Below are 12,442 nucleotides of genomic sequence, written 5' to 3'. Positions count from 1 at the left end.
AGATCGAAGGCCTAGGCGCCAGACGTTCCCTCAGGCAAAGCTCTTCTTGCGCCGCTCGACGAGAGGGGCGTCTTCGATTGCCGGCAGGCTTTGCAGCACGCGCTTGGCCGGCAAGATGGCGATGACTTCGGTGCCTTCCCGCAGCTTGGATTTCAGCACGAACTGACCGTCATGCTTGGCAAGAATGGCCTGCACGATCGGCAGGCCGAGGCCCGTGCCCTGCTCGGCGCTCTTGATGGCGATCGAGCCTTGCCCGAAGGCTGAAAGCACGACCGGTATCTCTTCTTCGGGGATGCCCGGTCCGTTGTCCTTGATCGCCACATATTCCCCGCCGCCGGCCGTCCAGCCGACCTTGACGGCAATCTCGCCGCCTTGCGGCGTGAATTTCACCGCGTTCGACAGTAGATTGAGGATCACCTGGCGCAACGATTTCTCATCGGCCCAGACCGAGGGCAGCTGCGCTTCGAATTGCGAGGAGATCGAAATGTTCTTGCCGCGTGCACGCAACTGCACCATGCCGATACAATCCTCGGCAATATCGAGGAGGGAAATCGCTTCCTCGTTCAATTCGTATTTGCCGGCCTCGATGCGCGAGAGGTCGAGGATTTCGTTGATCAGATTGAGCAGATGCTGTCCCGAGCGATGGATATCGGTGGTGTATTCACGATAGGTCGGGTTGTTCAACGGCCCCATGACTTCCGCGGACATGACTTCGGAAAAGCCGAGAATGGCATTCAGGGGCGTTCTGAGCTCGTGCGACATGGAGGCGAGGAAGCGCGATTTGGCAAGATTTGCTTCCTCGGCACGCCGGCGGGCCTCGTCCGACATGGATTTTGCGACTTCCAGCTCCACGATCAGGTCGTCCTTCTCCGACTGGAAAGAGAGGATCTTGAGGTTCGACTGATACATGCGGATGGTGATGAAGGTGAAGAATACGACGGCGACGGAGATCGCGGCGGTCAGCGCGATGTCCGATGGCTTTCGTGTGAGGATGGCGGTCACGACTAGCGCGACGGTGACTGGCGCAAAGGAAAAGGGTACGGCGCGCGGCAGCATGAAACTGGACATCGCCGTGATACCGATCGCCACGAGCAGGGTCGCGCCCTTGTAGAGCACGAAACTGTCGCCGCCGCAGGTCGAACAGCTCTGCGTGGCAAAGATTGCCCAGCAGAAGCCCATCAGCAATTGCCCGAGCAGGAAGACCTGCCGCCATTTCCTGGCGCCTTCCGCCGAGATTTCCTGCTTCCGTGCCTTGCGGCCGAGCAGCATGTTGATGGCATGCGCCGTCAGGATCGGGATAGTCCAGAAGAGGATCTGCGCGTCCCGCGTCAGGTAGACGCCGAGCACGGCGACGATGACGGCAAAAATCGGAACGACCGCGGCGCCCTGCAGCAGCGTGTCGATGTGCATGAGCATCATTTCGCGGTCGAAATTGCGGCTATGGCCGTTCTGCAGACGCTCGCGCGTCTGCCGCACGGCCTTCGACACAGCCCGGTTGCGGTGACTGCGCGATCGGTCGACGATATTCTTATCTGTCGATGTGCTGACGCCGGTGCTCATGGTTAACATTGAAACTTGGCCTGCCTGAGATTACAGACTAGCGTCCAAACCTTAAGAAGATACTGCGTCGAAATGATTTGTTTGCCATCTTCGCCAAGGATTTGTTTTTAAAGGAGGCAAGAACGTGATGCGGCCAGGCCGCCTGTTTCGTGACGGCGTGGCCACTTTCGCTCTGCTTGCTGTACTTGCATTATTCGCGTTGAAGATGAACAATCGACCGGAATTCGTTGAAAAGGGCAACTTTTATGTCATTGATGGCGACACGCTTTCTATCAATGGTGAGCGCCTTAGGCTGAAAGGTATCGACGCCCCTGAATATCGGCAGCGCTGCCAGCGTAATGGGGTTGACTGGGGATGCGGCGAAGAAGCACGCAAGGCGCTTGCCACACTCGTTAAGACCGGGATGCCCGAATGCCGGGGGCGGGACAGGGATCGTTACGGTCGCCTGCTGGTGACTTGCATGATCGGCGGTCTTGATATCAATGCCGCGATGGTCCGTAACGGCATGGCATTATCCTACGGCGGTTACGCTGCCGAGGAACGGACTGCGCAGGAGGCGAAAGCCGGAGTTTGGGCCGGTGATTTCGAGAAGCCGCGCGACTACCGGCATGAGGAGCAAATGGCGCATGCCAATGGAGGCGATCCGATCGCGGGATTGTTCGGGTATCTGCGGCAGCTCGTCGAGTGGATTGCGCCATGACGCGCGATAGCGAATTACAGGTCCTGCATTCGGCGATTGCCGCCTGTCGTCTCTGCCGGGATAAGCCGGCAAAGGGCGAGGCGGATCGTTTGCCGCATGAGCCGCGGCCGGTCGCCACGCTGTCGTCGACTGCGCGGATACTCATCGCAGGGCAGGCGCCGGGATTGCGTGTTCACGAGAGCGGCATGCCGTTCAACGATGCCTCCGGCGACCGCTTGCGGCAGTGGCTCGCGGTGGATCGCGAGAGCTTCTACAATCCGGATCATTTCGCGATAATGGGCATGGGCTTCTGTTTTCCGGGTTATGATGCGGCCGGAAGCGATCTGCCGCCGCGCAAGGAATGCGCGCCTTTGTGGCGCCAAAGGGCCATGGATGCGATGCCGCAGATCGAATTGATCCTGACGATCGGCCAATATGCGCAGGCCTGGCACCTTGGCGCGGCGCGCATGGGATCGATGACGGAGACGGTTGCGGAATGGCGGCGGTATCTTCTGACCAATCGGTCGCCCGCCATCCTGCCGCTGCCGCATCCGAGCTGGCGCAACAGCAGCTGGCTGAAACGCCATCCCTGGTTCGAAGCCGAACTGCTTCCGGTTTTACAACAACGTGTGAAAACCCTCCTTTCTTGAGAAAAAGTTTCTTTTCTCTCGCTTAAAATAGGCTATAGAGAGAATATAATTCGAAGGGATGCTTAAATGGACCGCCTAGACCGCAAAATCCTGCGCCTTCTGCAGGAAGATTCCACTCTGGCCGTGGCCGACCTTGCCAAGAAGGTCGGTCTGTCGACGACGCCATGCTGGCGCCGCATCCAGAAGATGGAAGAGGATGGCGTCATTCGCCGCCGCGTGGCGTTGCTCGATCCCGAAAAGGTCAACACGAAGGTCACGGTTTTCGTGTCCATCCGCACCAACAGCCACTCCATCGAATGGCTGAAGCGTTTTTCCGAAGTGATCGCCGATTTTCCGGAAGTGGTCGAATTCTATCGCATGAGCGGCGATGTCGACTATCTGTTGCGCGTCGTCGTGCCGGATATCGCCGCCTATGACGCTTTCTACAAACGCATGATCGCCAAGATCGAAATCCGCGATGTCTCTTCGGCCTTTGCGATGGAGCAGATCAAGTATTCGACGGAACTGCCGTTGGATTACATGCTCCTGGAGAATGCGAAGTCCAACGAAGACTGAGCAATTTTTGCAAAGCGCTCAGCCGAAATCGACATCGGCTGAGCGCTTTTTGTTTTGCTATTTCTTATCCAGGCGCGCGAGCAGCGAAGAGGTATCCCAGCGATTGCCTCCCATGGCCTGAACGTCGCCATAAAACTGGTCGACGAGGGCCGTGAGCGGCAGTTTGGCTTTGTTGCGGCGGGCTTCTTCCAGGACGATGCCGAGATCCTTGCGCATCCAGTCGACGGCGAAGCCGAAATCATACTTGCCGGCATTCATGGTCTTGTGGCGGTTCTCCATCTGCCAGGAGCCGGCGGCGCCCTTGGAAATGACCTCCACCACCTTTTCGATATCGAGCCCGGCCTGCTTGCCGAAATGGATACCTTCGGCCAGGCCTTGAACGATGCCCGCGATGCAGATCTGGTTGATCATCTTGGTCAACTGACCCGCGCCAACCGGCCCCATGAGGCCGACCATGCGGGCGTAGGCGTCGATCACCGGACGCGCCTTCTCGAAGACGGCTTCGTCACCGCCGCACATGACGGTCAAAACACCATTCTCGGCGCCGGCCTGGCCGCCGGAGACGGGAGCATCGATGAAGTCGACGCCCTTTTCCTTGGCGGCCGCGTAAAGCTCGCGAGCGACTTCGGCGCTTGCCGTCGTATTGTCGATGAGGATGGAGCCGGCTTTCATGGCGGAAATGACACCGTTTTCGCCCGTCGTCACCGAGCGCAGGTCGTCGTCATTGCCGACGCAGATGAAGACGAAGTCGGCGCCCTCAGCGGCTTCAGCCGGGGTAGGGGCAAACTTGCCGTCAAATTGTTTGGCCCATGCCTCGGCCTTGGCAACGGTCCGGTTGTAGACGGTGACGTCATGCCCGCCCTTGACCTTGAGATGCCCGGCCATGGGATAGCCCATGACGCCCATGCCGATGAACGAGACCTTTGCCATTTCATAACTCCCTGACCGAATTTGCCTCGAAGGCTTAGCGGAAAGGCCAGGGGGACGGAAGACCGATTTGTCGGGCAACTTGTCACCATAGCATATGATTTGAAACTCAATTCCTTATTTTTGAATTATTTGGAATTCTATTTCGATTTTAGTGCAAAACTTCATAATATCCTTTGTCGATATAATCTATGGATTTGCGATCTTTAGGCATCGACAACGAGCCGATGCCGCGGAAGCGCCAAGGCCTCACGAAAGGGATCTTCGATGATTTCGCGCAGACAGACACTCGGCCTTCTCGGCGCCACGGCAGCTGCCTTCGCGTTGCCTTCTCTCCGCCCGGCGAGGGCGGCGGCGACGACGCTTCGGATCGGCTGGCAGAAAAACAGCGTATTGGCATTGGCAAAGCGTCAAGGGGCGTTGGAAAAGCGGCTTTCCAATCGCGGCATATCCGTTGAATGGTCGGAATTCACATCCGGCCCGCCGCTGCTGGAAGCTCTCGGCGCCGGTGCTCTCGATTTCGGTGCGACGGGCGATGTGCCGCCGCTGTTTGCACAGGCCGCCAATGGCAATCTGCTCTATGTCGGCCTTTACACCGGCAGCCCCGAAAGCTCCGCCATTCTCGTGCGCAAGGATTCGCCGATCCAGACGCTTGCCGATCTCAAGGGAAAGAAGGTTGCCTTCAAGCGCGGCTCCAGCGCCCACAACGTCACCGTTAAGGCGCTTCGCAAAGGTGGGCTGACGATCAACGATATCCAGCCGCTCGATCTCACGCCGCCGGATGCGTCGGCTGCGTTCAAGACAGGCGCGATCGACGCCTGGTCGATCTGGGATCCGTATCTCGCCATTGCAGAGGCCGACCCGGATACCCGCATCCTTGCGACTGCGCGGGGCATCGTCGATTCCTTCAGCTATTTCCTGGCCAACGGCGATTTCACCAAGGATAATCCGCAGGTGATTATCGACGTCATCGACGAACTGGCCAAGGTGGGGGCGGCGGCGCAATCGGATTTGGACGGCACCGTTAAGGCCATGTCCGAAATCACCGGCGTGCCGGCCGAGGTGACGCGGGTGGTGCTGACGCGCCCTGGTGCGAATCTTGGTGGTGTCTCTACCATTACAGATGCGGCGATCACCTATCAGCAGGGACTGGCTGACGAGTTCTATAATCTTGGCATCGTTCCGAAGAAGCTGAACGTCACGGACATCGTCTGGCGGCCAAAGGCGAGCTAAGGCTGACAGGATTCGCGAATATCGCCTGCGCCCGAAACGCTACGGGCGTGGGCTTTATCAGCAAAAATATTTCGCCAAATACAGGCGATTAGAAAATCCATATTGTCGATATAATCGATAGTCTATGCCACTATCCGGATCGAACATCGGGAGGTGGCTCCCGACCACGCGCATCCAGAAAGCAGGAAAGCTTCATGACCGCGACCGCAAAACCCATCGATTTCCTCTGGTTTATTCCGACCTCCGGCGACGGCACCTATCTGGGTACGGCCGATCTCAATCGCGGACCGGAGATTGGCTATCTCCAGCAGATCGCGCAGGCGGTCGATCGGCTTGGCTATACCGGCGTGTTGCTTCCGACGGGCGTCTCCTGCGAAGAGTCCTTCGTGACGGCCGCGGCACTTTCGGCGCATACGCAGAAGCTGAAATTCCTGGTCGCGATCCGCCCCGGCACAGCATCTCCGGCCTATTATGCGCGTCTGGCCTCGACGCTCGATCGCGTCTCGAATGGCCGTGTGCTGCTCAACATCGTCGTCGGCGGCAGCCCCGCAGAGCTGGCGGGCGACGGCATCCACCTGGAGCATGACGAGCGCTACGCGCATGCCGATGAATTCTTCCATGTCTGGGAGGAGCTTCTGGAAACGGGGTCGTCCACCTTCAAGGGCAAGTATATAACGGCCACCAATGCAAAGCTCGGCCTGCCGCCGGTGCAATCGCCGCGCCCGCCGCTCTATTTCGGCGGTTCCTCGGACGCCGGCATCGAATTCTCCGTCGGCCGCGTCGACAAATATCTGACCTGGGGCGAACCGCCGGCACAGGTGGCCGAGAAAATTGCAAAGGTACGGGCGGCAGCCGCCAAGCGCGGACGCGAGGTCAGTTTCGGCATTCGCCTGCATTTCATCGTCCGCGAGACGGACGATGAGGCATGGGCAGCAGCCGAGAAACTGATTTCCAAGCTCGATGACGAGACGATCCGCGAAGCACAGGAGCAATTCGTCAACCAGTCCGACTCCATTGGGCAGAAGCGCATGGCGGCGCTGCATGGCGGCCGCCGCGACAAGCTCGAAGTGTCGCCGAACCTCTGGGCCGGCGTCGGGCTGGTGCGCGCCGGTGCCGGCACGGCACTTGTGGGGTCGCCCAAGACCGTGGCTGCAAGGCTGCGGGAATATCAGGAGCTCGGCATCGAAACCGTGATCGGTTCCGGCTATCCGCATCTGGAAGAAGCCTATCGTGTGGCGGAGCTTCTGTTCCCGGAGCTCGGCCTGAGCCAGGAACAGCAGCGCGCCGGATTCCGCAACGAATTTGGTGCCAAGCAGATATTCGCGGGCGGCAGCCACGGCGGCAATCTGAAGGTTGTTTCCGGCTCGTAACGCCACCCTTGAAGGGAGATTCCCATGTCGGCATTCGACACATCCTTCGTACGCATAGGCTCGGAACGCCACACACGCCCGGCCAGGGCCGCGCGGCAATCAGCCTCGATCCAGGGATTTCTGCCCTTCCTGCTGCCAGTCGTCGTCATCGCGGCGTGGCAGCTCGGCTCGTCGTTTGGATGGATCTCCACCCGCATCATGCCATCACCGGCGGCAGTTGTGGTCGCCTTCTGGCAGACCACGATCTCCGGGCAGCTGCCGAACAACATCCTCGTCAGCGCCGGCCGCGCTTTCGCAGGCCTATTGGTCGGCGGCTCGATTGGCTTCCTGCTCGGCATTGCCAATGGCGTATCGCGGCTCTCGGAGCAATTGACCGATACAACGCTGCAGATGCTGCGCACCATCCCGCATCTCGCCATGGTGCCTCTCGTCATCCTCTGGTTTGGGATCGGTGAGGAATCGAAGCTTTTCCTGACGGCGCTCGGCGTGCTCTTTCCGATCTATCTCAACACCTATCACGGCGTGCGCAATGTCGACCGTGGATTGATCGAAATGGGACGGGTCTACGGAATGAGCAACTGGACGTTGTTCCGGAAGGTCATTTTCCCCGGCGCGCTTCCGTCCATCCTCGTCGGGCTGCGCTTTGCCCTCGGCATCATGTGGCTGACGCTGATCGTGGCTGAATCGATCGCGGCATCGTCGGGCATCGGCTACATGGCCAACAATGCCCGCGAATTCGGCATGACCGATGTCGTCGTTCTGACGCTGGTGATCTACGCGATCCTCGGCAAGCTCGCCGATGTCGTTGCTCGGACGATCGAGCGCAAGGCTTTGCGCTGGAATCCGGCCTATCGGAATTGAGGAACCTGCCATGAGTGCCATCGCCATAGATCGTCCGCGAGCGGAAGCAGCCCCGCAAACTGCGGGCGCAGCCGCCATCTACATCAAGGGACTGGAGAAGAGTTTCGGAAGTAATCGCGTCCTGCGCGGCATCGATCTCGATATTCCCGCTGGCCAGTTCGTCGCCATCATCGGCAAGAGCGGCTGCGGCAAGAGCACGCTGCTGCGCATCCTGATGGGGTTGGAGGAGCCGAGCGCCGGTCATCTACGCTTCGAGGCCGTCGGCCGCGACGAAGCGCAAGCCAATACGCGCATCGTCTTTCAGGAACCACGCCTGTTGCCCTGGCTTTCGGTTGCCGACAATGTCGCCGTCGGTCTTGGCGAGGGTGTGCCGCAGAATGTGTTGCGGCAGGAGACCACTGCGGTTCTCTCCGAGGTGCAGCTTGCCGAAAAGGCCGGCGAATGGCCATCCAGCCTTTCCGGCGGCCAGAAGCAGCGCGTGGCACTTGCCCGCGCGCTCGTCAGCAAGCCCGGCGTGCTTGCGCTCGACGAGCCTCTCGGCGCGCTGGATGCCCTGACCCGCATCAGCATGCAGGAATTGCTGAACCGCGTCTGGCGTGAACTCGGCTTCACCGCAGTACTTGTGACGCACGACGTCAGCGAGGCGGTGCATCTGGCCGATCGCGTCGTCGTCTTGGACGAGGGCAAGATCGTGCTCGATCTCGCCGTTCCTTATCCGCATCCGCGCCGCCACGGCAATCCGGCGCTGGCCGAACTCGAAGGCCAGCTTTTGGCGGCGATCCTTGGTGACACGCGCGGTTAGAGCTTTTCCGCTTTTCTTCGAATCGCGAGAACGCTCTATCTTTTACGCAATTCCGGACGGAAAACCGCCAGACATTTTTCCTGGAATTGCTTTAGTTCGGCTTCGTGTCGTCTCCCTCGACGTAGAGCCGGAGATTGTCGAAGCCGATTTCCGTACCCATCAGTCGCGAGCCATTGTCGCTGTAGCCGTCGAGGAAGACGACCTGTTCGGTAAAAGTCATCTTCGTGCCGCCGGGTTCCGGGGCAAAGTTGACCGTGGCCAGCGAAACAGAAATTCTGAAGTCGTCGAGCATCATGTCGAAGGCATAAATGAAGCGCTCGTTCTGGACGACGTCGATATATCGCGCCTGATAGGCATGAATGACGCCCTCGGTTGAGGCGACACGACTGCTTTCGCTGCCACCGGCACGGAAATCGAGCTGGAACTCCAGCGGCTTCCAATCCTCATGACAGCCGAACCATTGCCGCTTCTGCTCCGGTATTGCCCAGGCATTGAAGACTTTCGGCAGAGGCGCCTTGAAATGACGCTCTATGGTGATCGTCGTATGGTCTGTCGATCTTATGCTCATTCGTCCGTCGTCTCCGTCGATGTATTAGCGAGAAAGAGGTCGAGCCGGTCGAAGGTCCTGTTCCAGGATGCCTTGCGCTCGGCAATCCAGCGCTCGACGGCTGCCAGCGCTTCTTTGCGCAGGTGATAGGTGCGCACCCGCCCGGCCTTTTCCGACAGGACGAGCCCGCTCGTTTCCAGCACCTGCAGATGTTTCATCACGGTCGGCAGCGCCATGTCGAGCGGCTGTGCCAGTTCCGTGACGGAGGCCGGTCCACGCCCGAGCCTGTCGATCATGCCGCGCCGGCTCTGATCGGACAGGGCCTGAAACATGCGGTCGAGTGCCTGTGGTTCGTCAAGCATCCGGCTTTTCCGGCCGGAATTGTGCCGGCAGCTTCTCGCGACAGGGATACATATGGAAATAGGGCATGGCTTCCTGGAGGACGCGGGCGAAAGACGGGCGCTCGAGGAGGCGTCGATAATATGCCTTCAGCCGGCTATGCTCTTCGGCGAAGGGAACGACTGTTTCGGCGTAGAACAGCGCCGGGGCAGCGGCGCAATCGGCCATGGTCAGGCTGTCGCCGGTGATCCAGATCTTCCCGTCCAACTGCTTCTCGATCATTCCATAGGCAGTGCGCAGCAGAGCCTGGGCTTCGGCAACGGTTTGCGGGCTTTGATCCTTCTCTGTCCAGCGCACGTCCGCGACGATTTTCTGCATCGGGTCCTGCACATAGAGGTCGAAGAAGCGATCCCAAAGCCGGACACACAGGGCATCCGACGGATCTGCCGGCAGCAGCGGGGTTGGCCCAGGATAATGCCGATCCAGATATTCGATGATGATGCTTGTTTCGGGGACGGTGCTGTCGAGCATCTCGTCGCGCAGCACCGGAAACTTGGCGAGAGGCCAGAGGCGTACCAGAGAGGCGCGCGATTCCTCATTGCCGAGATCGATGATGCGGCTTTCGAACGGCGTCCCGTTTTCATAAAGCGCCATCAACACCTTGTGACAAAACGAGGCGAGGGGATGCTGATAGAGAATAAGGGCCATGCGACGACCTTTCCGAGATCAATGTTTGAGCTGATACTTAACTGAATGGCTAAGTATCAGCTCTCGGATTGTCGCGCAAGGAAATACTTATCCACTTGGATAAGTATTCTTGGATGACGTTTGTAGGCTCAATCAGCGAGGCGGCGGGCGATGACCAGATGGCCCGGCGTCGGCTGGCCGTCTTCCATGCGGACATTGATGTCGGTGATTTCGACGAGCTCGAAACCGGTCGCGGTCAACCTTTCCCGCACATAGGCTTCGGAATGGGCGAAACGCTGGTGTGGGCCAACCATATAGCTGCGTCCGGCCATAGTCGCTTCCGGCAGGGTCTCGGAGGAGAAGATGAAAAGACCGCCCGGTGTCATGTTTTCCGCCGCACCGAAAAAGAGGGGTTCAAGCGCACCGAGATAGGGCAGGACATCGGTCGCGGTAATCAGATCGAAAGCGTCTTCATCATTGTCGTCGAGGAAATCCTCGACCTCGGCGACGAAGAGCGTTTCGTAGATATCCTTTTCATGGGCGACTTCGACCATGTTTTCGGAAATGTCGATGCCGGTGATATCCTCGACGATATCGCGCAGCGTGCCGCCCGTAAGGCCCGTGCCGCAGCCGAGGTCGAGCATGCGCTTGAAGGGGCCGAGGCTGAGCGCCTGCAGACGCTGGCGCACGAGAACCGGCACATGGTAGCCGAGCTGTTCCACAAGCACATCTTCGAACACTTCGGCATGCTGATCGAACAGGGTCTCGACATAGGCATCGGGGGCCTTCACCGGCGTCTCGCCGCGCCCCATGGAAGCGATGCGCACGGCTGCGCCGCCATGATCTTCCGGGTCGAGGGCCAGCACGTGCTCATAGGCCTGAACCGCAGCGTCGATATCGCCCGCCTTTTCCAGCGCCAATGCCTGGTTATAGGCTTCCGCCAGCGCATCTTCGTCGATCTTCTTCTTTGCCATGATTGCCGGCCCTTCCTTTTGTCACGCAGGCATTAAGGCGCTTGGTCGGCTTTTGCAATGCTTGCCGCGCAGGCGCAGAATATGACCTTCGGCGAAGGCGGCTTGGGGGACGCTATCCGAACAGAAGAATAAGGGAGGAAAAAATCATGGATAATGAACTCACGACACCGAACCCGACGAGCAGCCCGGCAGAGCGCGGCCGTCCCTCCTTGCCGTCGACGTCGGCTGAAGTCACTAACACATTGAACCATTACTATCGGGGCGAACTGGGGAGGATGACGAGCTGGCGCGATCGCATCGACCGGACATCGAATTGGGCGATCACGGTGGTTGCGGCATTGCTGTCCGTATCGCTTTCGACGCCGACGTCGCATCATGGCGTATTGCTGTTCGGAATGATGCTGATCACGCTGCTGTTGCTGATCGAGGCGCGGCGATATCGCTTCTTCGATGTCTATCGCTCGCGAGTGCGGCAATTGGAGCGGCACTACTTCGCGCAGATCCTGGCGCCGCAAGCCGAACTGAATTCCGATTGGGCGCTGCCGATCGCGGCTAGTCTTCGTTCTCCGCGACTTTTGCTCAGTTACGCCGAGGCGGCGCAGCGGCGGCTAAGGCGCAATTATTGCTGGATGTATGCGATCCTACTCCTCGCATGGATCCTGAAGATTTCGACGCCGAGACTCCAGACGAACGGTGCGACGCAAGAAATGGCGCATTCATGGAGCTATATTACCGACAACGCGGCGCTCGGACCGATCCCCGGCGGGGTGGTCATCATCCTCGTCACCGCCTTTTATGCCTTCGTCCTCTACGGCACGCTTCATCGCGGCTCGGATGACGGAGATTTCATCCATGGCGAGGCGCATGTCTGACGGCGGTGCGGCCGGTTGCGAGGCGGCCTACGCGATCCTGCTGCCTTAGTGCAGGATGAATTCCCCCTTCACCGCACGCCATTCGGTTGCCGAAATCAGCTTGCGATGGACATAGCGCACGGAGTGCAACGGCCCATCCAGCTTTTCCTGCCAGAATTTCAGAAAGCCGTGCATTTCAGGGAAGTTCGGGGCAAGGTCATAGTCCTGCCAGATATAGGTCTGGAGAAACTGCGGGTGATCGGGCAGGCGGTAGAAGATCTGCGCTGTCGTCAACCCATAACCCTGCAACTGCTTTTGCATGTCTTCGTGCATGAGCTTTCTCTTTCCGTTCCCGTTTTCTTTGTGACTCATGGTCACAAAGATATGGAAACAGTCGATGGTAAACT

General features: G+C 59.2%; 15 protein-coding genes. 8 read left to right on the top strand and 7 right to left on the bottom strand.

Annotated elements, in window-relative coordinates; all coding sequences use genetic code 11:
• Positions 1-30 precede the first annotated feature (30 nt).
• Positions 31-1,560: a sensor histidine kinase gene (locus tag FP026_RS20070; protein WP_149636522.1), complete on the bottom strand. Its 1,530-nt coding sequence runs from the start codon at positions 1,558-1,560 to the stop codon at positions 31-33.
• A 127-nt stretch (positions 1,561-1,687) separates the two neighbouring features.
• Here FP026_RS20070 and FP026_RS20065 point away from each other — a divergent pair, with 127 nt between their 5' ends.
• From FP026_RS20065 to FP026_RS20055, 3 genes are all read left to right on the top strand, one after another.
• Positions 1,688-2,260 (top strand): thermonuclease family protein, encoded by a 573-nt coding sequence (locus FP026_RS20065; protein ID WP_246665400.1) that lies wholly within the window; start codon positions 1,688-1,690, stop codon positions 2,258-2,260.
• Positions 2,257-2,889, top strand: coding sequence for a uracil-DNA glycosylase family protein (locus FP026_RS20060; RefSeq protein ID WP_149636366.1), 633 nt, complete (start codon positions 2,257-2,259; stop codon positions 2,887-2,889). The genes FP026_RS20065 and FP026_RS20060 overlap by 4 nt, the downstream gene beginning before the upstream one ends.
• A 66-nt stretch (positions 2,890-2,955) precedes the next feature.
• Positions 2,956-3,444 carry an Lrp/AsnC family transcriptional regulator gene (locus FP026_RS20055; RefSeq protein ID WP_069613098.1) on the top strand — a complete coding sequence of 163 codons (489 nt, stop codon included), beginning with the start codon at positions 2,956-2,958 and terminating at the stop codon, positions 3,442-3,444.
• Between the two features lie 57 nt (positions 3,445-3,501).
• On the opposite strand, the gene FP026_RS20050 is transcribed toward FP026_RS20055, so the two are convergent.
• Complete coding sequence (locus FP026_RS20050) at positions 3,502-4,395, bottom strand: NAD(P)-dependent oxidoreductase (RefSeq protein WP_281408606.1); 894 nt, start codon at positions 4,393-4,395, stop codon at positions 3,502-3,504.
• A 243-nt stretch (positions 4,396-4,638) separates the two neighbouring features.
• On the opposite strand from FP026_RS20050, the gene FP026_RS20045 reads away from it, so the two are divergent.
• The 4 genes from FP026_RS20045 to FP026_RS20030 all read left to right on the top strand — a co-directional run bounded on the left by FP026_RS20045 (position 4,639) and on the right by FP026_RS20030 (position 8,637).
• The gene (locus tag FP026_RS20045) at positions 4,639-5,604 is read left to right on the top strand and encodes an aliphatic sulfonate ABC transporter substrate-binding protein (RefSeq protein ID WP_149636364.1); all 966 of its coding nucleotides are present in this window, start codon (positions 4,639-4,641) and stop codon (positions 5,602-5,604) included.
• A gap of 194 nt (positions 5,605-5,798) precedes the next feature.
• On the top strand, positions 5,799-6,974 hold the full coding sequence (gene ssuD, locus FP026_RS20040; RefSeq protein WP_149636363.1) for an FMNH2-dependent alkanesulfonate monooxygenase: 1,176 nt from the start codon (positions 5,799-5,801) through the stop codon (positions 6,972-6,974).
• Between the two features lie 24 nt (positions 6,975-6,998).
• Entirely contained in the window at positions 6,999-7,835 is an 837-nt protein-coding gene (gene ssuC, locus FP026_RS20035) for an aliphatic sulfonate ABC transporter permease SsuC (RefSeq protein ID WP_149636362.1), read from the top strand.
• A gap of 10 nt (positions 7,836-7,845) precedes the next feature.
• The gene (locus FP026_RS20030) at positions 7,846-8,637 is read left to right on the top strand and encodes an ATP-binding cassette domain-containing protein (protein WP_149636361.1); all 792 of its coding nucleotides are present in this window, start codon (positions 7,846-7,848) and stop codon (positions 8,635-8,637) included.
• Positions 8,638-8,728: 91 nt separating this feature from the next.
• On the opposite strand, the gene FP026_RS20025 is transcribed toward FP026_RS20030, so the two are convergent.
• From FP026_RS20025 to FP026_RS20010, 4 genes are all read right to left on the bottom strand, one after another.
• Positions 8,729-9,205 carry an SRPBCC family protein gene (locus tag FP026_RS20025; RefSeq protein WP_149636360.1) on the bottom strand — a complete coding sequence of 159 codons (477 nt, stop codon included), beginning with the start codon at positions 9,203-9,205 and terminating at the stop codon, positions 8,729-8,731.
• Complete coding sequence (locus tag FP026_RS20020) at positions 9,202-9,546, bottom strand: ArsR/SmtB family transcription factor (RefSeq protein WP_149636359.1); 345 nt, start codon at positions 9,544-9,546, stop codon at positions 9,202-9,204. The genes FP026_RS20025 and FP026_RS20020 overlap by 4 nt, the downstream gene beginning before the upstream one ends.
• Complete coding sequence (locus FP026_RS20015) at positions 9,539-10,231, bottom strand: glutathione S-transferase family protein (protein ID WP_149636358.1); 693 nt, start codon at positions 10,229-10,231, stop codon at positions 9,539-9,541. The genes FP026_RS20020 and FP026_RS20015 overlap by 8 nt, the downstream gene beginning before the upstream one ends.
• 128 nt (positions 10,232-10,359) lie before the next feature.
• The gene (locus tag FP026_RS20010; RefSeq protein WP_149636357.1) at positions 10,360-11,184 is read right to left on the bottom strand and encodes a methyltransferase domain-containing protein; all 825 of its coding nucleotides are present in this window, start codon (positions 11,182-11,184) and stop codon (positions 10,360-10,362) included.
• Positions 11,185-11,330: 146 nt separating this feature from the next.
• On the opposite strand from FP026_RS20010, the gene FP026_RS20005 reads away from it, so the two are divergent.
• The gene (locus FP026_RS20005) at positions 11,331-12,056 is read left to right on the top strand and encodes a DUF2270 domain-containing protein (RefSeq protein WP_149636356.1); all 726 of its coding nucleotides are present in this window, start codon (positions 11,331-11,333) and stop codon (positions 12,054-12,056) included.
• 45 nt (positions 12,057-12,101) lie between these two features.
• On the opposite strand, the gene FP026_RS20000 is transcribed toward FP026_RS20005, so the two are convergent.
• The gene (locus FP026_RS20000) at positions 12,102-12,368 is read right to left on the bottom strand and encodes an usg protein (RefSeq protein WP_120664213.1); all 267 of its coding nucleotides are present in this window, start codon (positions 12,366-12,368) and stop codon (positions 12,102-12,104) included.
• Between the last annotated feature and the right edge of the window lie 74 nt (positions 12,369-12,442).

The organism is Martinezella tropici, assembly GCF_008370325.1.
GTDB classification, from domain to species: domain Bacteria; phylum Pseudomonadota; class Alphaproteobacteria; order Rhizobiales; family Rhizobiaceae; genus Rhizobium; species Rhizobium tropici_B.
Note: the sequence above shows the minus strand (reverse complement) of the source record. Positions and strands in the feature narration are given on the sequence as shown.

Coding starts and splice junctions, on each gene's coding strand:
- FP026_RS20045 (WP_149636364.1), top strand. CDS start 4,639: ATGATTTCGCGCAGACAGACACTCGGCCTTCTCGGCGCCACGGCAGCT.
- ssuC (WP_149636362.1), top strand. CDS start 6,999: ATGTCGGCATTCGACACATCCTTCGTACGCATAGGCTCGGAACGCCAC.
- FP026_RS20020 (WP_149636359.1), bottom strand. CDS start 9,546: ATGCTTGACGAACCACAGGCACTCGACCGCATGTTTCAGGCCCTGTCC.
- FP026_RS20030 (WP_149636361.1), top strand. CDS start 7,846: ATGAGTGCCATCGCCATAGATCGTCCGCGAGCGGAAGCAGCCCCGCAA.
- FP026_RS20010 (WP_149636357.1), bottom strand. CDS start 11,184: ATGGCAAAGAAGAAGATCGACGAAGATGCGCTGGCGGAAGCCTATAAC.
- FP026_RS20055 (WP_069613098.1), top strand. CDS start 2,956: ATGGACCGCCTAGACCGCAAAATCCTGCGCCTTCTGCAGGAAGATTCC.
- FP026_RS20015 (WP_149636358.1), bottom strand. CDS start 10,231: ATGGCCCTTATTCTCTATCAGCATCCCCTCGCCTCGTTTTGTCACAAG.
- FP026_RS20060 (WP_149636366.1), top strand. CDS start 2,257: ATGACGCGCGATAGCGAATTACAGGTCCTGCATTCGGCGATTGCCGCC.
- FP026_RS20070 (WP_149636522.1), bottom strand. CDS start 1,560: ATGAGCACCGGCGTCAGCACATCGACAGATAAGAATATCGTCGACCGA.
- FP026_RS20000 (WP_120664213.1), bottom strand. CDS start 12,368: ATGCACGAAGACATGCAAAAGCAGTTGCAGGGTTATGGGTTGACGACA.
- ssuD (WP_149636363.1), top strand. CDS start 5,799: ATGACCGCGACCGCAAAACCCATCGATTTCCTCTGGTTTATTCCGACC.
- FP026_RS20025 (WP_149636360.1), bottom strand. CDS start 9,205: ATGAGCATAAGATCGACAGACCATACGACGATCACCATAGAGCGTCAT.
- FP026_RS20005 (WP_149636356.1), top strand. CDS start 11,331: ATGGATAATGAACTCACGACACCGAACCCGACGAGCAGCCCGGCAGAG.
- FP026_RS20065 (WP_246665400.1), top strand. CDS start 1,688: ATGCGGCCAGGCCGCCTGTTTCGTGACGGCGTGGCCACTTTCGCTCTG.